This is a genomic window from Rhodococcus sp. C26F (assembly GCF_053345925.1).
Genome location: NZ_JBKFBA010000001.1, coordinates 410,894 through 432,670 on the forward strand (window position 1 = coordinate 410,894; position 21,777 = coordinate 432,670).

22 protein-coding genes are annotated in these 21,777 nt (G+C 68.3%); 5 read left to right on the forward strand and 17 right to left on the reverse strand.

Translation table 11 applies throughout. The features are described from left to right. Positions 1-14: 14 nt before the first annotated feature. From ACLBYD_RS01920 to ACLBYD_RS01930, 3 genes are all read right to left on the reverse strand, one after another. The gene (locus ACLBYD_RS01920; protein ID WP_447815190.1) at positions 15-515 is read right to left on the reverse strand and encodes a cysteine dioxygenase; all 501 of its coding nucleotides are present in this window, start codon (positions 513-515) and stop codon (positions 15-17) included. Between the two features lie 206 nt (positions 516-721). Next, positions 722-1,615, reverse strand: coding sequence for an amidohydrolase family protein (locus ACLBYD_RS01925; protein ID WP_447815191.1), 894 nt, complete (start codon positions 1,613-1,615; stop codon positions 722-724). A gap of 48 nt (positions 1,616-1,663) precedes the next feature. Then, positions 1,664-3,739, reverse strand: coding sequence for a sensor histidine kinase (locus tag ACLBYD_RS01930; RefSeq protein ID WP_447815192.1), 2,076 nt, complete (start codon positions 3,737-3,739; stop codon positions 1,664-1,666). A gap of 286 nt (positions 3,740-4,025) precedes the next feature. Here ACLBYD_RS01930 and ACLBYD_RS01935 point away from each other — a divergent pair, with 286 nt between their 5' ends. After that, positions 4,026-4,949 carry a LysR family transcriptional regulator gene (locus ACLBYD_RS01935; RefSeq protein WP_060652542.1) on the forward strand — a complete coding sequence of 308 codons (924 nt, stop codon included), beginning with the start codon at positions 4,026-4,028 and terminating at the stop codon, positions 4,947-4,949. Between the two features lie 71 nt (positions 4,950-5,020). Here ACLBYD_RS01935 and ACLBYD_RS01940 read toward each other — a convergent pair whose 3' ends face one another. The 4 genes from ACLBYD_RS01940 to ACLBYD_RS01955 are packed head-to-tail and all read right to left on the reverse strand — an operon-like array spanning position 5,021 to position 9,661. Beyond that, positions 5,021-5,866, reverse strand: a complete 846-nt coding sequence (locus ACLBYD_RS01940) for an SRPBCC family protein (RefSeq protein WP_060652736.1) — start codon at positions 5,864-5,866, stop codon at positions 5,021-5,023. Positions 5,867-5,919: 53 nt separating this feature from the next. Then, the gene (locus ACLBYD_RS01945; protein WP_447815194.1) at positions 5,920-6,774 is read right to left on the reverse strand and encodes an FAD binding domain-containing protein; all 855 of its coding nucleotides are present in this window, start codon (positions 6,772-6,774) and stop codon (positions 5,920-5,922) included. Beyond that, on the reverse strand, positions 6,771-9,170 hold the full coding sequence (locus ACLBYD_RS01950) for a xanthine dehydrogenase family protein molybdopterin-binding subunit (RefSeq protein ID WP_447815195.1): 2,400 nt from the start codon (positions 9,168-9,170) through the stop codon (positions 6,771-6,773). Before ACLBYD_RS01950 ends, ACLBYD_RS01945 begins: the two co-directional genes overlap by 4 nt. 2 nt (positions 9,171-9,172) lie before the next feature. Then, positions 9,173-9,661 (reverse strand): (2Fe-2S)-binding protein, encoded by a 489-nt coding sequence (locus tag ACLBYD_RS01955; protein ID WP_447815197.1) that lies wholly within the window; start codon positions 9,659-9,661, stop codon positions 9,173-9,175. Positions 9,662-9,804: 143 nt separating this feature from the next. Here ACLBYD_RS01955 and ACLBYD_RS01960 point away from each other — a divergent pair, with 143 nt between their 5' ends. Next, positions 9,805-10,620 (forward strand): mycofactocin-coupled SDR family oxidoreductase, encoded by an 816-nt coding sequence (locus ACLBYD_RS01960; protein WP_272266173.1) that lies wholly within the window; start codon positions 9,805-9,807, stop codon positions 10,618-10,620. On the opposite strand, the gene ACLBYD_RS01965 is transcribed toward ACLBYD_RS01960, so the two are convergent. The 5 genes from ACLBYD_RS01965 to ACLBYD_RS01985 all read right to left on the reverse strand — a co-directional run bounded on the left by ACLBYD_RS01965 (position 10,608) and on the right by ACLBYD_RS01985 (position 14,707). Then, positions 10,608-11,750: an XdhC family protein gene (locus ACLBYD_RS01965; RefSeq protein WP_447815198.1), complete on the reverse strand. Its 1,143-nt coding sequence runs from the start codon at positions 11,748-11,750 to the stop codon at positions 10,608-10,610. The two genes, ACLBYD_RS01960 and ACLBYD_RS01965, sit on opposite strands and share 13 nt — an antisense overlap. Further along, positions 11,743-12,855: a vWA domain-containing protein gene (locus tag ACLBYD_RS01970; RefSeq protein WP_447815199.1), complete on the reverse strand. Its 1,113-nt coding sequence runs from the start codon at positions 12,853-12,855 to the stop codon at positions 11,743-11,745. The genes ACLBYD_RS01965 and ACLBYD_RS01970 overlap by 8 nt, the downstream gene beginning before the upstream one ends. Further along, positions 12,852-13,745, reverse strand: a complete 894-nt coding sequence (locus ACLBYD_RS01975) for an AAA family ATPase (RefSeq protein ID WP_447815200.1) — start codon at positions 13,743-13,745, stop codon at positions 12,852-12,854. The genes ACLBYD_RS01970 and ACLBYD_RS01975 overlap by 4 nt, the downstream gene beginning before the upstream one ends. A gap of 56 nt (positions 13,746-13,801) precedes the next feature. Then, positions 13,802-14,011, reverse strand: a complete 210-nt coding sequence (locus ACLBYD_RS01980) for a hypothetical protein (RefSeq protein ID WP_447815201.1) — start codon at positions 14,009-14,011, stop codon at positions 13,802-13,804. A gap of 366 nt (positions 14,012-14,377) precedes the next feature. Further along, positions 14,378-14,707, reverse strand: coding sequence for a MerR family transcriptional regulator (locus tag ACLBYD_RS01985; RefSeq protein WP_006550764.1), 330 nt, complete (start codon positions 14,705-14,707; stop codon positions 14,378-14,380). Between the two features lie 157 nt (positions 14,708-14,864). Here ACLBYD_RS01985 and ACLBYD_RS01990 point away from each other — a divergent pair, with 157 nt between their 5' ends. Continuing rightward, on the forward strand, positions 14,865-15,290 hold the full coding sequence (locus ACLBYD_RS01990; protein WP_019290579.1) for an Hsp20/alpha crystallin family protein: 426 nt from the start codon (positions 14,865-14,867) through the stop codon (positions 15,288-15,290). A 56-nt stretch (positions 15,291-15,346) separates the two neighbouring features. Here the strand turns inward: ACLBYD_RS01990 and ACLBYD_RS01995 are convergent, their stop codons facing one another. After that, a complete protein-coding gene (locus ACLBYD_RS01995; RefSeq protein ID WP_447815202.1) occupies positions 15,347-16,528 on the reverse strand; it encodes a zinc-dependent alcohol dehydrogenase in 1,182 nt (393 codons plus the stop codon). A 229-nt stretch (positions 16,529-16,757) separates the two neighbouring features. Between ACLBYD_RS01995 and ACLBYD_RS02000 the strand changes: the two genes are divergently transcribed. After that, on the forward strand, positions 16,758-17,003 hold the full coding sequence (locus ACLBYD_RS02000; protein ID WP_024102438.1) for a DUF6480 family protein: 246 nt from the start codon (positions 16,758-16,760) through the stop codon (positions 17,001-17,003). 34 nt (positions 17,004-17,037) lie between these two features. Here ACLBYD_RS02000 and ACLBYD_RS02005 read toward each other — a convergent pair whose 3' ends face one another. Further along, on the reverse strand, positions 17,038-17,502 hold the full coding sequence (locus ACLBYD_RS02005; RefSeq protein ID WP_174479677.1) for a response regulator: 465 nt from the start codon (positions 17,500-17,502) through the stop codon (positions 17,038-17,040). Beyond that, positions 17,499-19,139, reverse strand: coding sequence for a sensor histidine kinase (locus ACLBYD_RS02010; protein ID WP_447815203.1), 1,641 nt, complete (start codon positions 19,137-19,139; stop codon positions 17,499-17,501). Before ACLBYD_RS02010 ends, ACLBYD_RS02005 begins: the two co-directional genes overlap by 4 nt. Before the next feature lie 264 nt (positions 19,140-19,403). Here ACLBYD_RS02010 and ACLBYD_RS02015 point away from each other — a divergent pair, with 264 nt between their 5' ends. After that, positions 19,404-20,276, forward strand: a complete 873-nt coding sequence (locus tag ACLBYD_RS02015) for an LLM class F420-dependent oxidoreductase (RefSeq protein WP_447815204.1) — start codon at positions 19,404-19,406, stop codon at positions 20,274-20,276. A 55-nt stretch (positions 20,277-20,331) separates the two neighbouring features. Here the strand turns inward: ACLBYD_RS02015 and ACLBYD_RS02020 are convergent, their stop codons facing one another. Together ACLBYD_RS02020 and ACLBYD_RS02025 are read right to left on the reverse strand one after the other, a co-directional pair. Next, entirely contained in the window at positions 20,332-21,102 is a 771-nt protein-coding gene (locus tag ACLBYD_RS02020) for a thioesterase family protein (RefSeq protein WP_447815205.1), read from the reverse strand. Further along, positions 21,099-21,758 carry an SACE_7040 family transcriptional regulator gene (locus tag ACLBYD_RS02025; RefSeq protein ID WP_059384396.1) on the reverse strand — a complete coding sequence of 220 codons (660 nt, stop codon included), beginning with the start codon at positions 21,756-21,758 and terminating at the stop codon, positions 21,099-21,101. The genes ACLBYD_RS02020 and ACLBYD_RS02025 overlap by 4 nt, the downstream gene beginning before the upstream one ends. Between the last annotated feature and the right edge of the window lie 19 nt (positions 21,759-21,777).

The window sequence follows — 21,777 nt, forward strand, 5'->3', positions numbered from 1 at the left end:
TTGTCACGAGTGGATCACCAGTCGTCGCCGGCACGCTCGGAGGTCACGAGGGCGAGGATGCCGCTCTCGAGACGGTATCGGTTCATCGAGTCCAGTGCGGGGGCATAGGCGTGCACGGTGACCGCCGGGACGGGACCCTCGTTGACGACCTCGTGCACGTGCCGACCGTCGAATCGACGCGTGGCACCCGTCGACAGATGGGTGCGGGAGAGCGTCACGCGTTGCCCGGGAAGGTCTTCCGACCACGGCTGGTCGACGGTGTCCTCCCGGACCTGTCCCTGCGCGACGGCGAACGCACCGGCACTCCCACCGTGATCGTGGATCCCGGTGCGCTGCCCGGGAAGCCAGCTCAGCAACCACACCTCGTAGTCGTCGGCGACGGCGAGCCGGGTGTACCAGCGTTCGGTCTCGTCGAAGCGGACGAGCGGCCGCCAGCGGGAGACGTCCGCAGCGATGTCACGGACGATCTCGGCGAGATCGACGCGCACGGAGGGGGACAGAAGAGCAGCAGGCATCGTGGTTCCTCGAAACGGGAGCCGGACGGGACCGTAGGGTCGTCCGGGCAGAAGAAGTGGGTCGGGCCGGGATCAACGACAGGCGCGACAACCACAGAAACCACCGGCGATGCGGACGTAGTCCACATGAAGCCTGCGATGCCGCAGGGTCGCCGGAAGATGCATGTCGCTCACTTCAGCGGCCGGATGCGGCACTGTCAAGGTTTTCACTCGTGTGACGTTCGGAACAACCGGGCCGGATTGCGTCGCCGTACGGGCTCGTCGCGCTCGTCGTCGAACAGCAACGGTGCTGCGTACGGGCGGTCCGAACCGAGCACGACGCGGTCGGGGCCGAGTCCGGCCGCCACGGCCTCGACGATCTCGGGACCGTACGACGAGGTGTCGACGAACACTCCGGCCGACGGGACCGTCGCCGGTCCGCCGCGCGCAGCCATCCGGTCGGCGTGCAACGGCGCGAGTCCGGCGAGCATCGCGAATCCCACGCGCAGTCCGGGGAGGCGAGGGGCCCCGTACTCGTGCCAGGCGAACCACGCGGTGTGCATCTGCGCCACGTACGACACCATCGCCGGCCACCACGGCGGAGCCGACGGATCGGCCGCGGCGGGCCCGGGATGCACGAACAGGGGTGCACCGACGCGGTCGAGTTCGTCGAGGAGCGGGGCGCACCGCGCGTAGCCGTCGGCATCCGCCAACGCGGTGGCGGGAAGCTGGAGACCGACGCAGCCCGCCCCGAGCACCTCGCGCAGCGCCGCGGGATCGGGATCGTCGACCGACGCTGCCGCCCACGCCCCGAACGGGTGCGGCAGCGCGAGCACTCCCTCGTGGTAGGCGTCGAGCAGGCCGGCCCCGTCGGCTGCGGGAAGCGTTTCGATCCCCAGCGGGCTCGACAACGACACCAGCGCCAGGTCGATGCCGTCCTGCGCCGCGAGCTCGGCCCGCCGGGCGATCGAGTGATCCTCCGGTCGCACCTCGTACGGGGGTTCACCGTCGAGGTACAGCGTCCATCCGACGAGCCGCGGCGCACGGGTGCGTGCCCGCAATGCCGCGACGAGCGGTGCCGGCCAGACGTGCTGGTGGACGTCGACGCGGGGAGCGGTCATGCCGTCAGGATGGCAGACCGCCCGCTCGCTGTCCGCTGTCCGCGTCGCCTACTGTCCCGCGCCGCGGGGAACCCATCGTTCGTGCAGCTGTCCGCGCCGGATACCCGGACTCGTCCCGGGCGTCGCGAGAGCGGGGGTGGGTGCCGAGTGACGGCTTCCGACCACCGGCTGCGATCCGGATGCCGGGTCGGCGTGGAACTGCTCGCCGTACTCCGACGGGGGATCGGGCAGGCGGCGTGGCCGATCGATCCGGTACGGATCGTCGTGGTTCCTGCCCGTTCCCTTGAGCAGGCTGGTCGGCAGGTAGATGCTCGCAGTGATGCCGGCATTGGTGGACGAGTCGAAGGTCGGACGCAGACGCACCGTGATGCCGTGACGATCGGCGAGGCGCGCGACCACGAACAGACCCATTCGCCGTGCGGCACCGGATCCGGCTTCGCCGTCCGAACCCAGCCGCATGTTGATGTCGGCGAGTTCGTCTGCGGGAATACCGATTCCACGGTCGGCGATCTCGAGGAGGAGGCCGCCGTCGACGGCGCGGGAGAACGCGAACGCCACGGTGCTCTCGGGCGGTGAGGCGCGCAGTGCGTTGTCGAGGAGCTCGGCGATCATGTGGACGACGTCGGTGACGGCGCTGCCGACCAGATTGCCGTCCGGCGCATTTCCGATGTTCACGCGCTGGTAGTTCTCGACCTGCGAGACGGATGCGCGCAGGACGTCGACGAGCGGTGTGTCGGGGACGCGGCCGAGGCGCTGGCGGGTACCGGCGAGGACGAGCAGCGAGTCGCCCGTGCGCCGCATGCGGGCGGCGAGGTGGTCGAGCGCGAACAGGTTCTGCAGACGCGTCGGGTCGCGCTCTTCGTGTTCGAGCGAATCGATCAGCGCCAGTTGCTGTTCCACGAGCGTCTTGTTGCGGCGGGCGAGCGTTTCGAGCATCTCGTTGACCTGGCGGCGCAGCTGGGCCTGTTCGCCGGCCAGACGCAGGGCGCCCTCGTTCATGCTGTCGACGGCGCGCGCCACCTCGCCGATCTCCTCGCGGGTGTGGACGCGGATCGGATCCAGTGTGACGGATTCGATCTCGGCGCCGTCCTTGATCGCAGCGAGTGCGGCGGGCAGATCCTGTTCGGCGGTGCGCAGGGTGTCGTCGCGCAGTCGGCGCAACGGCCGGACGAGCGACATCGCGATCACGATCGCCAGGGCGAGGGCGAGGGCGAGGATGATCGCGACACCGATGGCGTTCTTGAGGGCTTCGGTGCGTGCTTCGGCCGCGAGGTCGTCGAGGGCGGCCACGGCTCGGGTCGCGGAACCGGCGACCTCCTCCTGGTAGATCATGAGGCTCTCGAAGATCGACCCGCGCAGGGCGGCGACGTTGCCCGCTTCGTTGTCGAGGTTGGCCGTGAGGCTGCGGCGGTTCTCGAGCTGGGTCATCAGACCGTCGACCCGGGAGGAGTCGGCGGCCTCGTTCTCGACGAAGGTGTCACGGAGGACGGCCAGTCGCGCGGACTCGACACCGAGGGCGTTGTTCCACATGAGCAGGGCACCGTCGGTTCCGGCGCTCAGCGCGGAGTATGCGAGGACCTGGTCGAGCAGGGACCACTGGGTGTCCCACAGGTCGAGGAGTGTCGCGCTCTCGCGCTGGACGGTGGGGTCGTCCGTGGTGGTGGTGATGGCGCGGTAGGCAGCCTGGGCGCGGCTGACGAATCCTTCGGCGCGCTCGCTGGCCACGGTCGGCGCCAGGGTTCCCGACGACGCGCTGTCGAGCAGGCTCTCGCCCTCGGCGAGCATGCGGTTGATCATCGCCGCGATCTGCGGATCGAGATCCTTCGCGTCGATGTGGTCGCGCAGCGTCGCGGCGGATTCGCGGGCGACCTGGGCGCCGTTGTCGACGGGCAGTGACAGGATCGTCGCTGCGGCGGCGCCGGTGACACTGGTGGCGTAGTCGGCGAGGGTCGGCAGGATGGAGACGTTCTCGGCGGCGGCGCTGTAGGCGTCGTTCTCCTGGTAGAGGTCGTAGACGCGGAGCGAGCCGTACAGGGTCGCGGCGACGATGGGGACGGCGACGACCGCGGTCATCCTGCGCCACAGACGCCAGTTGTCCGGCGTGTGCTGCCGGAATTTCCTCATGAGACTCACAACGTTTCGCCCCCGAACCTCTCTACCTGCCTGAGTCGGCGGCCGGCCGAAACTGGACTTCGGCAAGTAGAGAATTTCGCCTTCGAAATTCGGGCCAGGGCGAATCACGGTTCGCTGCCGTCAGGACGTGGGTCAGAGTAGGTAGTACTTCGCTGCGCTCACAAGATCGCCGTCCAAGTCCGATAGCTGGTATTCGACCTTGCGTATACATCACGGTCGTGCGCTACGATGCCGCCGGAATTTCCCGTTCCGCCGGGTTTCGATGTCAGGGGGGCGCATGGATCTGCGACGGGTCGATCTCAACCTGCTCGTCGTCCTCGAAGTCCTGCTCTCCGAACGCAATGTCACGCGCGCGGCGCGGCGACTGAACATGTCGCAACCGGCGACGAGTACGGCTCTCGCCCGGTTGCGCAAGCAATTCGACGATCCGCTTCTCGTGAAGAGCGGCCGCACACTGCGTCCCACCGCGCGGGCCCAGGCGATCGTCGAACCGCTCCGCGAGGTGCTGCGGACCCTCGAGCGTTCGGTACTGGCCGCGCCCGGTTTCGATCCCGCGACGGATTCACGCACCTTCACCATCATGACCGGCGACTACGCGGAGATCACCCTCCTGCGTCTGCTGGTCCGGGGGAGCACCCCGGCCAACATCCGTTTCGATCTGCTGCCGTTCAACGGTGCCGGTCTCGATGCCTTCCGCCGGTTCGAGATCGATCTCGCGGTGCTGCCGGAATACGTCCTCGAATCCCCGGAGTTCGAGAGCTGCCGGAGGCAGGTCGTGCTGACCGACAGATTCGTCGGGGCGGTCTGGTCCGGCCACCCGTACACCGGCACCAAGCTCACCCGCGAAGTGCTCGGCCGCTACCCGCTGCTGTCCTACGTGCAGTACTCCGACGACACCAACCTCGGCCGCGCCCTGCTGCGTGCAGGAGTGGTGGCCCGGATCGGCGCGACCAGCGGCAACCTCGCGGTTCTCCCGTATGCCCTGGAGAACACCCGCATGATCACCTTCCTGCCCGAGCGCATGGCCCGGCACCTCGCCGAGGCGGCGTCCCTGCGCATCCTGGAACCGACCTTCCAGCTGCCGCCCCTGCGCGAATTCGCGGTGTGGCACGCCGAGCGCGATGCGGATCCCGCGCACGCCTGGCTCCGCGCGCAGCTCGACCCGGTCGGGCGTCGCCGCGTCGCAGCACAGGCGGGCTGACAGCGACGAACGCTGCGAACCGGCCCGTTCGACGGGGTCCGATCCACAGCGTTCGAGTGGATCCGGCGAGGTCAGCGTCCCGATCGACGCTGGAGGATCACCGCGATGACCACGACGAGAATCGCGATCACTCCGACTGGCGCGACCCGCGTCGCGACCGATCCCTTCGCGTACTGCATGAGGTCGAGCGGTTCGGCCTCGGGCTGCGGGGGCGCGGCCGGGGAGGGAGTCGTCGACGGCGTGGGAGGCGTCGAGGTCATCGCCGGTGCCGGTGAGGCGCTCACCGGGCTGGGCGGAACCGACTCGTTCGGCCGCGCCTGCGCGGAGTCGTCGTCCCCGGCGCCGGGCCCGACGAATGCTCCACCGGCAGGCTCGTCGCCCGAACCCGCGGCGGTGAGCGGCGGGCTCGCCGGCACGGACTCGTTGGGCTGCGACTCGGCTGCCTCAGCGGTCGCCGCGGAGGAGGCCGCTGCTTCGGGTCCGAGTTTCTTCGACAGGCAGTCCGCGAACTGCTCGAGGATCTTCCCACCGACATCCGAGATCATCCCCCGCCCGAACTGGGCGGGCTTGCCGGTGATCTTCATGTCGGTGTTCACGATGCCGTCGGTGCGGTCGCCGTCGCCGGTGAGGGTGACGGTGATGGTCGCGGCCACCGTGCCGTTGCCCCGGGTGTCCTTCGCATTGGCCTCGATGACCGCGCGGCGGGCGCTCTCGTCCTTCTCGACGTACACGCCGGTGCCCTTGAACGTGAGCGCCACCGGTCCGAGCTTCACCTTGACGGTCCCGGTGAACGTGTCGCCGTCGACCCCGGTGAGCGTCGCGCCCGGCATGCACGGTGCGACCTTCTCCGGATTCAGCAGGGCGGTCCACACCTCGTCGACCGGGGCGGGAACGGACAGTGTGTGTTCGAGTTGCATGAGGTCCTTTCCGAACAAGTGGTCCGGGATCTCGGTGTTCGGCGTGGAAACGCCTAGACCCCGGAGGCAGTGGTGACCGCTCGTCGGGTGAGTACCCGGGCGAGGTGGCTCCGATACTCGGCGTCGGCATTCCCGTCGGTCATGGGAGCCGTGCCGTCGGTGGCGAGCTCGGCGGCCTCGCGGATCGTCTCGGCCGTCGCAGGTCTACCGATCAGCGATTCCTCGACGCCGCGTGCCCGGACCGGGACGGCCGCCATGTTCGTGAGGGCGATCCTCGCCCGCTCGATGGTGCCGCCGGACGCCTGCAGGGTCGCCGCGACCCCGACGATCGACCACTGCTGGGCCGCGCGATGGAACTTCTCGTAGCGCGCCGACCAGCCCGCGTGCTTGGGAATCCGGACCTCGACGAGGATCTCTCCGGGTTCGACCGCGGTCGTGAAGTAGTCCTGGAAGAAGTCGTCCGTCGCGATGGTGCGACGCCCGGACGGACCGGCCACGGTGAAGGTCGCCTCGAGCGCCACGGCCGGCGCCGCGAGATCCCCGGCCGGATCGGCGTGCACGAGCGACCCGCCGAACGTGCCGCGGTGCCGGATCTGGGGATCGGCGACGGTCGCCGTCGCCTCGGCCAGCAACCGCGCGTGTTCCGCGACGAGCGGGTCGTGCAGCACGTCGTGGTGGGTGGTGGTCGCACCGATCACCAGGGCGTCGCCGTCGTCGCGGATGCCCCGCAGTTCGGGGATCCTGCCGAGGTCGACGAGCACCGTCGGTGCCGCCATCCGCAGTCGCAGGACGGGCATGAGACTCTGACCGCCGGCGATGACCTTCGCGTCCTCACCGGCCTCCGTCAGCGCGGCGACCGCTTCGTCGATGCTCGACGGGGCGACGTAGTCGAACGGGGCCGGAATCATTTCGTGCCTCCTCGGGCGTCGCGGAGCGCGTGCCAGATCCGCATCGGTGTACAGGGCATCTCGACGTCGGTGACGCCGAACGGCCGGACCGCGTCGAGTACGGCGTTGACGACGGCCGGGGTGGAGGCGATGGTTCCTGCCTCGCCGACACCCTTGACACCCAGCGGATTACCGGGTGCCGGGGTGTCGGTGCGATCGGTGACGAAGGGCGGTAGATCCACCGCGGTGGGCAGCAGATATTCGGCGAACGACGAACTCAGCAACGTGCCCGACTCGTCGTGCACCGCTTCCTCGTACAGGGCCTGGGCGATGCCCTGGGCGAGTCCGCCGTGCACCTGACCCTCGACGATGAGCGGGTTCACGACGTGCCCGACGTCGTCGACGCACACGTACTTGCGGATCCGCGCGTGCCCCGTCTCGGTGTCGACCTCGATCGCGCACAGGTGGGTGCCGTGCGGGAACGAGAAGTTGTCGGGATCGTAGGTCGCCTCGGAGTCGAGGTTCGGTTCGACACCGTCGGGCAGGTCGTGCGCGGCGAACACCGCGAGCGCGACGTCGGTGAGCCCGACGGACTTCGAGGTGCCCTTGACGCGGAAATGTCCTGCCTCGAAATCCAGGTCGTCCTCGGAACATTCGAGCAGGTGCGCGGCGATCGGCCGGGCCTTGGCGACCACCTTCTCGGCGGCCTTCACGACCGCGATGCCACCGACCGCGAGCGAGCGGGAGCCGTAGGTGTCGAGACCGCGCGGTGAGCTCTGCGTGTCGCCGTGCAGGATCTCGATGTCCTCGAACGGGATTCCGAGCCGGTCGGCGACGATCTGGCTCCACGCCGTCTCGTGGCCCTGACCGTGGGCGGACGAACCGGTGACGACCTCCACCTTGCCGGTGGGGAGCATCCGGATGGCGGCGTGCTCCCAGCCGCCGGCGCCGTAGGAGAGCGAACCGAGCACCCGCGACGGGGCCAGCCCGCACATCTCCGTGAACGTGGAGACACCGAGACCGAGCTGGACCGGGTCGTTGCGCTCGCGTCGTTCGGTCTGCTCGCGCCGTAATGCGTCGTAGTCGAACAACTCTCGGGCCTTGGCGGTCGCGGCCTCGTAGTTGCCCGAGTCGTAGGTCAGGCCCGCGACGGTGTCGAACGGGAACTCCTCGTGCTTGATCCAGTTCTTCTCGCGGAGCTCGAGGGGATCCATGGACAGTTCGACGGCGAGCTCGTCCATGATGCGTTCGATCGCGAAGGTGGCCTCGGGGCGTCCGGCGCCGCGGTAGGCGTCGGTGGGCACCTTGTTGGTGAACACGTTGGTGCACGCGAACCGGTACGAGTCGAACTTGTAGATGCCGTTGAACATGAACGCGCCGAGGATCGGCACACCCGGGGTGACGAGGCGCAGGTAGGCGCCCATGTCGGCGAGCAGTTCGACCTTAAGGCCCGTGACGGTGCCGTCGCGGCGCGCGGCGAGGGTCAGCTTCTGGACCTGGTCGCGGCCGTGGTGCGCGGCGAGCATCGACTCGCTGCGCGTCTCGGTGTACTTGACGGGCTTGTGCAGGCGACGCGCGATGAGGAGCGTGAGCACCTCCTCCGGCGTGACCTGCAGCTTGCCGCCGAAACCACCGCCCACGTCGGGGGCGATGACGCGCAGTTTGTGCTCGGGGAGACCGAGGGTCATCGCGAGCATCAGCTTCAGCACGTGCGGGACCTGGGTCGCCGACCACATGGTGATCTGCGAGGCGGTGGGGTCGACGACGACCGACCGCGGTTCCATGAAGGCCGGGATGAGCCGCTGCTGCCGGAAGGTCCGTTCGACGACCACCTCCGCGTCGCGGATCGCGTCCTCGACGTTGCCGCCGCTGCCGGCCTCGGCGGAGTCGAACACCCATGTCGCGCTGACGTTGGTGCCGAGATCGGGGTGGACGAGGTCGCCGTCCTGCGCCGCGCTCTCGAGATCGAGCACGACCGGCAGGTCCTCGTAGTCGACGTCGATCGCGTCGAGGGCGTCGTGGGCCTCGTATGCGCTGCGGGCCACCACGACTGCGACGGCCTCACCCGCGAACCGCACGGTGCCGACGGCCAGGGCCGGGGCGTTCGGGGTCTTCATGTCCTCGGTGATCGGCCACGCGCACGGCAGGCTGCCCTGCTCCTCGGCGAGGTCGGCGCCCGTGTAGACGGCGACGACCCCCGGCTTGCCCCGGGCCTCGGAGACGTCGAGTCCGGTGATGCGGGCGTGCGCGACCGGGCTGCGCAGGATCGCGGCGTGCAGCATCCCAGGGAGCACGATGTTGTCGGTCCAGCGCGTGCGGCCGGTGATGAGGTGCTCGTCCTCCTTGCGGCGGCGTGCCCGGCCGAGTTCGGATTCGCCGGTGCCCTCGTCGGTGGTGGAATCCACGGTGCTCGTCATCGTCATACCTCCTGCGTGGCGGCCGGGTTCTCGCGCAGTCGCTGGGCGGCGTCACGCGCAGCGGCCACGATGTTCTGGTATCCGGTGCAGCGGCACAGATTTCCTTCGAGACCGTGCCGTACGTCCTCGTCGCTCGGATCGGAGTTCTCGGAGAGCAGGTCGATGGTCGCCATGATCATCCCGGGCGTACAGAAGCCGCACTGCAGGGCGTGCTTCTCGCGGAACGCCTCCTGGACCGGATGCAGGCTGCCGTTCGTGGCGAGCCCTTCGACGGTGGTGACCGAGTGTCCGTCGGCCTGTACCGCAAGCATCGAGCACGACTTGACGCTGCGGTCGTCGAGCAACACGGTGCAGGCGCCGCAGTTGCTCGTGTCGCAGCCGACCACCGTGCCCACCTTCCCGAGTCGATCTCTGAGGTAGTGGACGAGAAGCAGTCGCGGTTCCACGTCGTCCGTGTACTGCGTTCCGTCTACGGTGACAGTGATGCGCATCGATCCTCCAAGTACCTCGCGTAGCGCAGTGATACAGATCACTGACACTCTGCTGCATATCGCGCGTAGAAAGGACCCGAATCGCCGAAATCGCCTTCGTGCTCGCGTCGATCGGAGGCGGAAGCCGTCATGAGAGGACCCGAATGACCCGCCGCCTCGAGGACAAGGTCGCCTTCATCACCGGAGTCGCGCGCGGACAGGGCCGCGCCCACGCGGTCCGGCTCGCGCAGGAGGGCGCGCAGATCGTCGGTATCGATCTCGCCGGTCCGCTGCCGGGCGTTCCCTACGATTCCCCCACGCCCGAGGACCTCGACGAGACACGCCGGCTGGTCGAGGCGGAGGGCGCGAAGGCGCATCTGGTGCAGTGCGACGTCCGCGATCTCGACGGCACGAAGGCGGTGCTCGAGGAGGGTGTCGCGCAGTTCGGCGGGCTCGACGTCGTGGTCGCCAACGCGGGTATCTGCATCCCGCAGACGTGGGACGAGATCACCCCCGAAAGCTTCCGCGACACCCTCGACATCAACGTCACCGGCGTGTGGAACACGATCACCGCGGCCGCCCCGCACCTCATCACCCGCGGCGGCGGTTCGATCGTCGTGACCAGCTCGCTCGCCGGCGTGAAGCTGCAGCCGTTCATGGTGCACTACACGACCAGCAAGCACGCCCTCGTCGGGATGGCGCGGGCCTTCGCCGCCGAACTCGGACAGCACGACATCCGGGTCAACAGCATCCACCCTGGCGCGGTGAACACACCCATGGGATCCGGCTCGATGCGCGACCGCATCGCGCAGACGGCCGAGAGCAACCCCCGGCTCGGCGGCATGACCATGCCCTTCCTGAACAAGTACATGGCCGAGGCGGACGAGATCGCGAACATGGTCGCCTTCCTCGCGTCCGACGAGTCCGCCTTCGTCACTGCCCAGAGCTTCGCCATCGACGGTGGTGCTCAGTACTTCTGAGCGCCGATGTGCTCCTCGTGGGCGTGGATCGGTCCACGTGTCTCGGCGAGGCGGCCGCCGCCCCCGCCCCAGCGCAGCGCGATGATCTCGGCGGCGATCGACACCGCGGTCTCCTCCGGGGTGCGGGCCCCGAGATCCAGACCGATCGGCGACGACAGGCGCGCCAGTTCCTCCTCGGTCAGGTCCGTCTCCCGCAGGCGCTCCATCCGGTCGTTGTGGGTGCGGCGCGACCCCATCGCCCCCACGTAGGCCACGTCGAGCCGTAGGGCGACCTCGAGGAGCGGGACGTCGAACTTCGGGTCGTGGGTGAGCACCGTGATGACGGTGCGCGCGTCCACGCGTCCGGCCTCGGCCTCGGCCGCGAGATAGCGGTGCGGCCAGTCGACGATCACCTCGTGGGCGCCGGGGAATCGGGCCTCGGTGGCGAACACCCCACGTGCGTCGCACACGGTCACCGTGTAACCCAGGAACGAGCCGAGCCGGGCCATCGCCGACGCGAAGTCGATCGCCCCGAACACGATCAGCCGCGGCGGGGGCTGGAAGACGTTGACGAACACCGACATCCCCTCGCCGCGACGCTCACCGTCGGTGCCGTAGTGGAGGGTGCCCGAACGTCCCACCTCGAGCAGGCCGCGCGCATCGTCGACGACGGCGTCGTGCATGCGGGACGAGGCGAGCTGTCCGTCGGCGCGGTCGCGCCACACGACCATCCGCCGTCCCCGTACCGCCGGGTCGGGATGGGCGGTGACGGTCGCGAGCGCGACGGGTTCGCCCGCGCGGACGGAGTCGAGCAGGTCGGTGAAGGCGGGGAAGGACGCGGCGTCGATCCGTTCGACGAAGACGTCGATGATGCCGCCGCAGGTCAGACCGACGGAGAACGCGTCGTCGTCGGAGACCCCGTAGCGCTGCAGCACCGGCTGCCCGCTGTCGATGACAGACCGGCCGAGTTCGTAGACGTCGCCTTCGACGCACCCACCCGAGACGCTTCCGGTGACGGTGCCGTCCTGCGCGACCAGCATCGATGCACCTGGTCCCCGGGGCGCCGATCGGAAGGTCGAGACCACGGTGCCCACCGCGACGGTCTCCCCGGCCCCGTACCGCCGGTCGAGCTCGTCCAGAATTTCACGCACGCCGAACCTCCTCGAGAAGTTCTTCCAGTGTCGCAAGGCTGTGTCCCGCGAGCAGACGATCGATGTGCGGCAGGGCCGCGGAGATACCCGACTGGATCGGTTCGTATCCGGCGCCGCCGGCGTGCGGGTTCACCCACAGCACGCGGTGCGCGAGGCGATGCAGCTGCGCCATGCGTTCCCCGAGCAGCGAGGCATCGCCGCGCTCCCAGCCGTCGGAGAAGATCACGACCACCGCGCCGCGCGCGAAACCCCTGCGCCCCCAACGGTCCAGGAACGCACCGAGCGTGTCGCCGAGACGTGTCCCACCGGCCCAGTCGGGAACCGCACGCGAGGCCCCGGCGAGCGCGATCTGCGGGTCGCGGGCACGCAGCGCACGCGACAGGCGGGTCAGCCGCGTGCCGAGGGAGAACACCTCGGTGGACGACGGCGCGGCACGCGTGACGACGTGCGCGAACCGCAGGAGCGCGTCGGCGTAGGGAGTCATCGAGCCGGACACGTCGATCAGCAACACCACCCGGCGCGGTCTCGTCGCCCGTGCCCGGTGCCGCGGCCGGACGGGTTCGCCTCCGCTCGCCAGCATGTCGCGCAGGGTGTGCCGTGGGTCCACCGGCCCGCGGCGGGAGGGCTTCGACCGCAGTCCCCGACGCGTCGGGGGACGGGGCTGTAACCGCGCGAGCAGTTCGGCGAGGTGAGCGCGTTCGGCGGTCGTCAGTTCGGCCACGTCGCGGTGCCGGAGGACGTCGGTGTCGTCCGCCGCGACCTGCAGTCGTGGAACGTCGTCACCGGAGTCGCCGTCGGCTCCCTCACCTCGGGTCAGCGCGGCGATCCGCGCGGTGCGGGTGCGTTGCCCGTGGGTGCGCGAGCCGGTGGGGACGGTGGCACCGAACCAGTGGACGAAGGTCGCGTCGTAGCGGGCCGTGTCGTCCGGCGTGCGGCACAGCGTGGCACGGCCCGCCCAGTAGACCTGGACGGGATCCCCGACGTCGACGTGCTCGAGGGCGTCGAGATAGGTGGCGGTGGCGTCGAGGGCGACGGGCAGTCCTGCGGCAGCGAGGGCGCGGCAGAAACCGGCCAGCCCGACGACCGGACCAGGGGCGGTCGTCATCCGGCGCTCGAGAGGTCGAGTCCGGCGCGGATGACCCGGTCGATGTCCTCGCGGTACTTCAGTACGGCACCGAGTGTCGCCGCAGCGGTCGCCGCGTCGAGGACGTCGCGGTCGAGGGCGACCAGTGCGCGCGCCCAGTCGAGGGATTCGGCGATCCCCGGTGGCTTCAGGAGGTCCTGTTCGCGGAGCGAGCGCACCGCGCGGGCGATCTGCTCGGCGAGCGGGTGCCCCAGACCGGGCAGCCGCCGCTGCAGGATCGCGACCTCGCGTTCGAGATCGGGATGCTCCACCCAGTGGTACAGACAACGGCGCTTGAGCGCGTCGTGCACCTCACGGGTCCGATTGGAGGTGAGCACCACCAGCGGTGGGATCTCCGCGCGGATCTCGCCCAATTCGGGGATCGTCACCGCGTTCTCGTCGAGCAACTGGAGCAGGAACGCCTCGAACTCGTCGTCGGCGCGGTCGATCTCGTCGACGAGCAGCACGCACGGTGAGTCGGTGAGCGCCTGCAGCAACGGGCGGACGAGGAGATAGCGCTCCGTGTAGAGGGAACGCTCGGCGGTGTCCGCATCGAGCACACCGTCGCTCGCCGCTTCGAGCGAGCGCAGATGGAGCAACTGCCGGGGAAAATCCCAGTCGTAGAGGGCCTGCGAGGCGTCGATGCCCTCGTGGCACTGCAACCGGACCATCGGCAGATCCAGGGCCTGAGCGAGAGCCGCTGCGAGCGAAGTCTTCCCGGTTCCGGGTTCGCCTTCGCAGAAGAGCGGCCGGCCCATACGCATCGCAAGGAAGACGACGGTCGCCAGTCCGTCGTCGGCGAGATATCCCGTGGTCTCGAGAGCAGCCGAGAGTTTCTCGGGTGAATCGATACGCGTCGCGTCGCCGGTCATGAAGCGAGCCTAGATGCTCACCCGCCTCCCGACCGGCGACTGCGACAACTATCGGCTCAACCGTCGGCGTGCGCGAGCGGCGCGAACTCGCCGGTGAACAGTGTTGCGCATCCGGGGCACAACGTCGTCGGATGGGTGGCCCAGCCGTTCATCTGGGCATAGAGCTCTGCCTGCAGCTTGCTCTGTGCGGCAGTGCGGTAGCAGTGATCGCAATGGTCGCAACGGAAGACCCACCGGCCACCGGAGAGCGGGTCGCGGTGCGGCATCATGTCCACCTCGATATCAATAACTCGGTATCCGCGAATCGATGTCGTGGAATGGTCGGATCGTGCCGGTTCCTCTCAGGGAACCGACTTGCCCATGACGCGGGCCCACCATCCGTCCAGCGGGCTCGGATCGGGCCAGCGGATCGTGTCGTCTGCGATGTGATTAGGCCGGGATGCCGTGTCCTGCTGTCCCTGTCCGGTATTCGGTGAATCGTGCTGTGCATTGCGCACTGAGGTCACCCCTTATTGCTATCGGTGCGTCACTTGGCGGACGCACTCCTACGCACCTCTGAGGCGTTCTTGAATCTTATCCCGGTTCTCCTGAACCGGCCCGGTCTTTCTGCTGTTTGCGCAGGTAGAGGAGGTCTAGGAAGTATGCGGCGGGGGAGGGGGTCTGCTGTCCAGGGTGGAGCGCAGACGGTCGTTGTCCTCCTTGAGGGCCGCGTTGTTCGCCTCGAGTTCGAGGATCCGGGCGATTCCGGCGATATTGATTCCGGAGCCCACCAGTTCGACGATCCGTTGGACGATCTCGAGATCGTTGTCGCTGTAGCGGCGCGTCCCACCCGCTGTGCGTGCGGGGTTCAGCAGCCCTCGGCGTTCGTACAGGCGCAAGGTCTGCGGGTCGAGTCCCGACAGTTCGGCGGCCACCGAGATGCCGTAGACCCCGCGCCGGGCGCGTAACGGATCCGGCGTCATCGTTTCCTCCGGAGTCGGTCTTCTCGGGTCGCGCCGCGGTCACCCGCGGCTTGACCGAACCTTATCACAGGGCCATAATAAATCTGTGTCTACAGACACAGATAATCGACAGAGTGTGGCCGTCACGAACGGCCGGACAGTCGGAGGTGACAGACCGATGTTGATGCGCACCGACCCCTTCCGCGATATCGATCGCTTCACGCAACAGGTGCTCGGCACCATGGCACGGCCCGCGGTGATGCCGCTCGATGCATGGCGAGAAGGCGACCGTTTCGTCGCCGAGTTCGATCTCCCGGGCGTCGACGCCGACTCGATCGACCTCGATGTCGAACGCAACGTGCTCACCGTGCGCGCGGAACGTCCGGAAGTCGACCGGGACAAGGAATTCGTCTCGACCGAGAGGCCGCGAGGCATCTTCACTCGTCGGCTGTTCCTCGGTGACACCCTCGACACCGATCGGATCGAAGCGCAGTACCGCGGTGGTGTTCTACGCGTGACGATTCCGGTTGCAGAGAAGGCGAAGCCCCGCAAGATCTCGGTGATCGACGCGGAGACGAACGGCCAGGCCGCGATCGAGAAGTGAACCGCTACGGCGAACCGGGTCCGGGATGATTCCCGGGCCCGGTTCGGCTGCGTCCACTACGGTTTCAGGCAGATCTTGATGGCGCCGTCCTGCTTCTTCTGGAAGATCTCGTACGCGTGCGGTGCGTCGTCGAGCGGGAGGCGGTGGGTCGCGAAGTCGTCGACCCCCAGCGGATCCTCGTCGGTCAGCAGCGGCAGGATCTCCGGGACCCAGTTCAACACGTTGGCCTGACCCATGTGGAGACGGATTTGCTTGTCGAACAGGGTGAGCATCGGCATTGGATCCGCCGCCCCGCCGTACACGCCGCTCAGCGAGATCGCGCCACCACGCCGCACGACGTCGATCGCGGTGTACAGCGCGTGGAGACGGTCCACTCCGGCCTTCTCCATGAACGGCTCGGCGATCGCCGACGGCAGGAAGCCGGCGGCACTCTGGGCGAGCTTCGCGACGGGCGAGCCGTGCGCCTCCATACCCACGGCGTCGATCACCGAATCGGTGCCGCGCCCGTTCGTCATGTCACGGATCATGTCGCCGGGATTGTTGTCGACCTCGCGCAGATCGACGACCTCGATGCCGCGGGAGGCCGCGCGGGCCAGTCGCTCGGGGACCATGTCCACGCCGATCACGCGGGCACCCTTGTGCGCCGCGATGCGCGCGGCCATCTCACCGATGGGGCCGAGGCCGAGCACCGTGACACTTCCGCCGTCGGGGATCTCCGCGTATTCGACGGCCTGCCACGCGGTGGGCAGCACGTCGGAGAGATAGACGAAACGGTCGTCGGCCGGCCCTTCCGGGACTTTGATGTGGGTGGCGTCGGCGTGGGGGACGCGCAGGTATTGGGCCTGCCCGCCGGGCACGCTGCCGTAGAGCTTCGAGTAACCGAACAGCGCGGCACCGGTGCCCTCCTCACGGACCTGCGTGGTCTCGCACTGCGAATGCAGGCCGTGGGAACACATGAAGCACTGGCCGCAACACACCTGGAAGGGGATCACCACCCGGTCGCCGGGCTTCAGTTTCGTGACGCCGGAGCCGACCTCCTCGACGATGCCCATCGGTTCGTGACCGAGGATGTCGCCGGGAGTCATGAAGGCTCCCAACACCTCGTACAGGTGCAGGTCGGAGCCGCAGATGTTGGTGGTGGTGACACGGATGACGGCGTCACCGGCCTCCTGGATCGTCGGATCGGGCACCGTATCGACGCTCACGTTGCGGCGCCCCTGCCATGTCACTGCCTTCATGTCGCTCCTCGGCTCCTCGGGTGCAGGAATGTCGGGCCGTGCCCGGCACGTGTCCCTCGATGCCTACCCGCGCTCGGAGCGGGCAAACGCCGGACCGGAAGAGGTCGCCTGCCGCAGGAGGCCAGGTTTGCGGAGTGCGGGGGAGAGGTATGTCGCCGTAGAACCGAATTCACCGCGACACACGTCTGCGGCCGCTCTACGGGAGCGCAGCCGCACAGAAGGAGGTCAGGTGACCACGTCGGACCCCGAACATCATGGAAACCAGGATCCCGACCCTGCACGCACCCCGGATCTGGAACCCGGCGGTGGCGTAGCGCCCGGATCGACGCCCCCCGATTCGGGGACGACGTCCGGGCTGTCCGCCCCGGAACCCGACACGAGGAAGCGATTCCCCATCAGCGGGTGGCTCACGCTGCTCGCCGTCGCGGTGATCGTGATCATCTTCGTGGTCGCGATCTTCGGCATCCTGTCCTGACGGTTCGGCCGGAGCCGCGCCGCGGAGCTTCTCGTCAGCGTCCGCGACGCGGTAGCCGCACGACCTGCACGAAGAACTCGTCGATCTGCTTCACGGCACCGATGAACTGGTCGAGATCGACCGGCTTGGTGACGTACGCATTGGCGTGCAGCTTGTAGCTGCGGAGAATGTCCTCCTCCGCCGACGAGGTCGTGAGCACCACGATCGGGATGTCGGACAGTTCCGGATCGGACTTGATCTTCGTCAGCACCTGACGGCCGTCGTATTTCGGCAGGTTCAGGTCGAGCAGGATCAGATCCGGGCGCGGCGCACCCTCGTACTCGCCCCGGCGGTACAGGAAGTCGAGTGCTTCCGCCCCGTCGCGGACGACGTGTAGGGCGTTGCCGATCTTGTTGTCCTCGAATGCTTCACGGGTCATCAGCTCGTCGCCGGGATCGTCCTCGACCAACAGGACGTCCACCGGTCGGGCAGCGGGATAGGTCACGATCGTGCTCCTCATGACGTTGTCCCCTGCTTCTGCTCGACGGGGCGTGATGCGGTTCCGAGGGTGAAGCAGATTCGAGTGCCCTCGGTATGAGTATCGCCGTACTCGGTGTCGATCCAGATTCTTCCAGCGTGATACTCGACGATTTTCTTGCACAGCGCCAGTCCGATACCGGTGCCCTGGTAATCGTCGCGAGGATGCAGCCGCTGGAAGATGACGAACACCTTCTCGGCGTACTCGCTGTCGATCCCGATGCCGTTGTCGGTGACGCAGAAGTGCCACTGCGGACCGTCCGACTCGTCCTCGACTTTTTCGCACTCGATCCTGATCACCGGGGTGCGATCGGGGTGTCGGAACTTGATGGCGTTGCCGACCAGGTTCTGCCACAGCATCGTCAGCAGAGTGGGGTCGCCGGTGAGTTCGGGAAGGTCGTCGGGACGTTCGATCCGCGCCTGCGACTCCTCGACGGACGCGGAGAGGTTGAACAACGCCTTCTCGAGCGGCCGGCCGAGATCGACCCGGACGTAGGCGTCGTGGACGCGTCCGACTCGGGAGAAGGCGAGCAGATCGCTGATCAGCACCTGCATCCGTTTCGCGCCGTCCACGGCGTATTCGACGTACTGCCGTCCGCGATCGTCGAGGACGTCGCCGTACCGCTTCTCGAGCAGCTGGCAGAAGGACGCGACCTTCCGCAGCGGTTCCTGCAGGTCGTGCGATGCGACGTAGGCGAACTGCTCGAGTTCGGTGTTCGAGCGGCGGAGTTCCTCGGCCTGGGAATCGAGATCCTCGGTCTGTTTCGCGAGCAGGGTCTGCTGCTTCCGGGAGTCCGCCAACGCGTCCGCGATACGACCGCGCATCGTCTCGACGTCGAGGGCGAGTGCCCGGATGTCCTTCGGTCCCTGGGGGTAGATGTGCTGGTAGAAGTTCTCCTCCAGCGCGACCCGGCGGCTGGCCCGGCGGAGCCTGGCGAGCGGCACGGCGACGAGATTGTGGACGAGAACCACCGTGGCGAGACCGGTGAGGATGAACGTGATCACCATCGCGATCAACACCGAATTGCGGATGGTGCGGGACTCCGCGAGTTCGTCGAGGTCCTCCACCAGGACATCGGAGAGAGCGTTGTTCTCCTGGGCGAACATCGACCGGATCTCACCGAAGGCCAGCCGGTCCTGCTCGGCCAGGGCCGGATCGACGGGACGCGGCTCCCCGGGAACGACGGTCTCGATGATCGGCTCTGCGTACTGCGTCCGCCACTGCGTAGCGGCGGCCTCGATGGTGTCGATGTCGGCGAGCAGATCCGGATGCTCGGCGAGGAGCACGCGAAGACGATCGAGCGCGACCTGCTGGTTCTCTTGACCCGCACGGTACGGCCCGAGAAAGGCGGGTTCGGTCGTGAGCGCGTAACCGCGGACCGCGGTCTGTTGATCGAGCAGAGCGGTCTGCAAGTTGAAGGCCTGCGTCATCGCCGGCTGGATCCGCTCCGTCACCTCGTCGGTGATCTGCACGGTGCGCTGGATGAAGATCCCGCCGACGATCGAACCGACGACGGCGAACACTGCGAGGAGCGCGAACGCCAACTGGAACCAGCTCTGCACGGCCAGCCGCGAGGAGATGCGCTCGATACGCGGTTCGGGAACCGAAGGATCCCTCATCGCTGCACCGTCGCTCCGACCTCGGCGGAACGCACGAAACCGATCACATCCACCCCAGCTTCCCGGCCCGTGCCCGATTCGCGCCTACGGGCGACGAATCCCGACGGCGGTGCGGTCCCGGACCTGTCGGTCTGCGAACACACGTATGGACGGGCTGTCTGTTGAACCCGAATGCGAACTGTAGCCGACCGGTGGAACCGTTCCGATCCGGCCACGGGCCGAACCCGCTGCACCGAGTGCCGGAACGCGACTAGGGTCGGTCGCATGACACGACGAGTGAGTGTGTGGGGTGGCGCGTTCTGGCTCAGTCGGAAGGTTCGCGAGCAGGCGCTCGATGCCGCCCGCGAACTGGAGGAGCTCGGGTACTCCCGGTTGTGGACGTCCGGCGGATTCCAGGACGGTTTCCCCTCCGTCTACAGTGAACTGCTCGCGGCGACGACGACGCTCGAGCTCGCCAGCGGCATCATCAGCATCTGGCACGCCGACCCGGAGACCACGGCGGCTGCGGTCGCCGATCTGGAGTCGCGATATCCCGGCCGTTTCCTGCTGGGCGTCGGAACGAGTCACGCTCCCGTCGTCGACGCGCGGGAGAACACCAGCTACACCAAGCCCTACAGCCGGATGGTCGAGTACCTCGACGGCCTCGATGCGGCGTCGACGCCGGTGCCCACCGATCGAAGGGTCCTCGCGGCGCTCGGCCCGCGCATGCTGAAGCTGTCCGCCGAGCGCGCGGCAGGAGCCCATCCGTACTTCGTTCCGCCCAAGCACACGGCGGTTGCGCGTGAGGCCCTCGGCTCGGAGCCGTTGCTGGCGCCCGAGGTGGCCGTCGTCCTCGAAACCGACGAGACCGTCGCGCGCGGCATCGCCCGCGAGTACATGCGCGGTTATCTCTCGCTGCCGAACTACTCGAACAACCTGCGTCGCCTCGGGTACACCGACGAGGACCTCGCCGACGGTGGCAGCGACGGCCTGATGGACGTGCTCATCCCGTGGGGCGATCTCGACAGCGTCGTCGCCGGCATCGAGAAGCACTACGCCGCCGGTGCCGACGAGGTCGCCATCCAGGTGCTCACCGCGGATCCGTTCACCTTCCCGAGCGAGGGCTACCGGCAGCTCGCGTCCGCGCTGCTGAGCTGAGGCCACCGAACCCCGAGGTCACCGGACCCTGAGGCCTCCGGACCGGTGCGGCCGATCAGATCGGCCGCACCGTGAGGATCTGGGACATCGTGCCGATCGGCCCGGTCGCATCGTGCAGCACCGTGCTCGTCAGGCCGATGCCGTCGGTGCCGAACGAGACCGACGTATCGAAGCCGACCCATTCACCGCGGGGTTCGGCGAACAGGTGCGCGGTCAGGTCGAGGTTGGGGAAGGCGACCGTTCTCGGATCGGCACGCACCGCCATGCCGTTGGCGATGTCGAACAGGCCGGCCGTGGCGGCGAGATCGCTGACCTTCTCGCCCTCCACGAGCGGGAGATCGGTGCGCACCCAGAACGAGGCCCGTCCGGGTGCGGTCGAGACGCGACGCACCTCCACCGAGTCGATGAATCCTCCCGGCCACAGTGTCGTGGGGTCCCAGGGTTCGCAGTCCTCGGGCGACGGGATCGGTTGCAGGGTGCTGCCGGCGATCTCCGCTGTGGGGCGGGTCTGCATCAGCCACGCGCGGGCACGCACGATCGCGCGCCCGTCGTAGGCGAGTGTCGCTTCCACGAGTTCGATGGTGCGTCCGGGCCGCAGGACCTCGACGGTCGTGACGACGGGCCCGACGGGCACGGTGCCGAGGATGTCGTACGACAGGCGTCCGATCACGAGGTCGTCGTCGCGCCGCGCGTCACGGTCGCATTCGACGACGTGGGCGATCAGCCCGAGGGCGGGCGCGATGTGCTGCTCCGCCTCGTTCCACGCCCCACCGACGTGTTCGGTGGCGCGGAAGGAGGTCGGGCCGAGTCGTTCGAAGTAGCTCATGCGGTCTCCGTTCGTGCCGGCTCTGCCGCGAGAGCCGAGGGCGTCGCGGCGAGAGCTGCCAGTGCCATGCGTCGCAGCACCGCGCGGGTGCCCTCGGGGGAACGCGGGTCGGCACTGTGCGGTGTCGAGTTGATGAGTCCGAAGGTCGCGTGCGCCATCGTGCGCGCGTCGGATTCGGGCAGTGCGGGGTCGATGCGGCGCAGGACGTCGACCCAGATCTCGACGTAGCGACGCTGGGTCACCCTCACCTCCCGCTGCCCCTCGTCGGGGAGGGACGTGAACTCGCGGTCCTGCACGCGGATGAGATCGGGCTCGCCCAGCGCGAAGTCGAGATGGAAGTCGACCAGGCCCTCGAGGGCGTCGCGCGGGTCGGGCGTCGTCTCGGCGACCTGCGTGCCACCTGCGAGGAGGCGGCGGCTGATCTCGACGAGGATCTCGACGAGCAGGGCGTCCTTGTTGGGGAAGTGCCGGTACACGGCGGGACCGCTGATCCCCACGGCTGCACCGAGATCTTCGAGTCGGACCCCGGGGAATCCGCGTTCGGCGATCAGGTGCGCTGCGGCACGCAGGAGGTCCCGTCGGCGTTCCGCCTTGGCGAGGCTACGCCGCGTCGGGCGTCCCGATGCGGTCGAGACGTCGATCGCGGACTCGGTCATGAAAATCTCCGCTCGGTGT

Bases quoted from the DNA above. Each gene is read 5' to 3' on its own strand.
- ACLBYD_RS01945 (WP_447815194.1), bottom strand. From the start codon at position 6,774: ATGATTCCGGCCCCGTTCGACTACGTCGCCCCGTCGAGCATCGACGAA.
- ACLBYD_RS02025 (WP_059384396.1), bottom strand. From the start codon at position 21,758: ATGACCGAGTCCGCGATCGACGTCTCGACCGCATCGGGACGCCCGACG.
- ACLBYD_RS01970 (WP_447815199.1), bottom strand. From the start codon at position 12,855: ATGACGACCGCCCCTGGTCCGGTCGTCGGGCTGGCCGGTTTCTGCCGC.
- ACLBYD_RS01950 (WP_447815195.1), bottom strand. From the start codon at position 9,170: ATGACGAGCACCGTGGATTCCACCACCGACGAGGGCACCGGCGAATCC.
- ACLBYD_RS01940 (WP_060652736.1), bottom strand. From the start codon at position 5,866: ATGCAACTCGAACACACACTGTCCGTTCCCGCCCCGGTCGACGAGGTG.
- ACLBYD_RS02010 (WP_447815203.1), bottom strand. From the start codon at position 19,139: ATGAGGGATCCTTCGGTTCCCGAACCGCGTATCGAGCGCATCTCCTCG.
- ACLBYD_RS02005 (WP_174479677.1), bottom strand. From the start codon at position 17,502: ATGAGGAGCACGATCGTGACCTATCCCGCTGCCCGACCGGTGGACGTC.
- ACLBYD_RS01980 (WP_447815201.1), bottom strand. From the start codon at position 14,011: ATGCCGCACCGCGACCCGCTCTCCGGTGGCCGGTGGGTCTTCCGTTGC.
- ACLBYD_RS01960 (WP_272266173.1), top strand. From the start codon at position 9,805: ATGACCCGCCGCCTCGAGGACAAGGTCGCCTTCATCACCGGAGTCGCG.
- ACLBYD_RS01985 (WP_006550764.1), bottom strand. From the start codon at position 14,707: ATGACGCCGGATCCGTTACGCGCCCGGCGCGGGGTCTACGGCATCTCG.
- ACLBYD_RS01925 (WP_447815191.1), bottom strand. From the start codon at position 1,615: ATGACCGCTCCCCGCGTCGACGTCCACCAGCACGTCTGGCCGGCACCG.
- ACLBYD_RS01935 (WP_060652542.1), top strand. From the start codon at position 4,026: ATGGATCTGCGACGGGTCGATCTCAACCTGCTCGTCGTCCTCGAAGTC.
- ACLBYD_RS02020 (WP_447815205.1), bottom strand. From the start codon at position 21,102: ATGAGCTACTTCGAACGACTCGGCCCGACCTCCTTCCGCGCCACCGAA.
- ACLBYD_RS01920 (WP_447815190.1), bottom strand. From the start codon at position 515: ATGCCTGCTGCTCTTCTGTCCCCCTCCGTGCGCGTCGATCTCGCCGAG.
- ACLBYD_RS02015 (WP_447815204.1), top strand. From the start codon at position 19,404: ATGACACGACGAGTGAGTGTGTGGGGTGGCGCGTTCTGGCTCAGTCGG.
- ACLBYD_RS01995 (WP_447815202.1), bottom strand. From the start codon at position 16,528: ATGAAGGCAGTGACATGGCAGGGGCGCCGCAACGTGAGCGTCGATACG.
- ACLBYD_RS01990 (WP_019290579.1), top strand. From the start codon at position 14,865: ATGTTGATGCGCACCGACCCCTTCCGCGATATCGATCGCTTCACGCAA.
- ACLBYD_RS01955 (WP_447815197.1), bottom strand. From the start codon at position 9,661: ATGCGCATCACTGTCACCGTAGACGGAACGCAGTACACGGACGACGTG.
- ACLBYD_RS01975 (WP_447815200.1), bottom strand. From the start codon at position 13,745: ATGACCGGCGACGCGACGCGTATCGATTCACCCGAGAAACTCTCGGCT.
- ACLBYD_RS01930 (WP_447815192.1), bottom strand. From the start codon at position 3,739: ATGAGGAAATTCCGGCAGCACACGCCGGACAACTGGCGTCTGTGGCGC.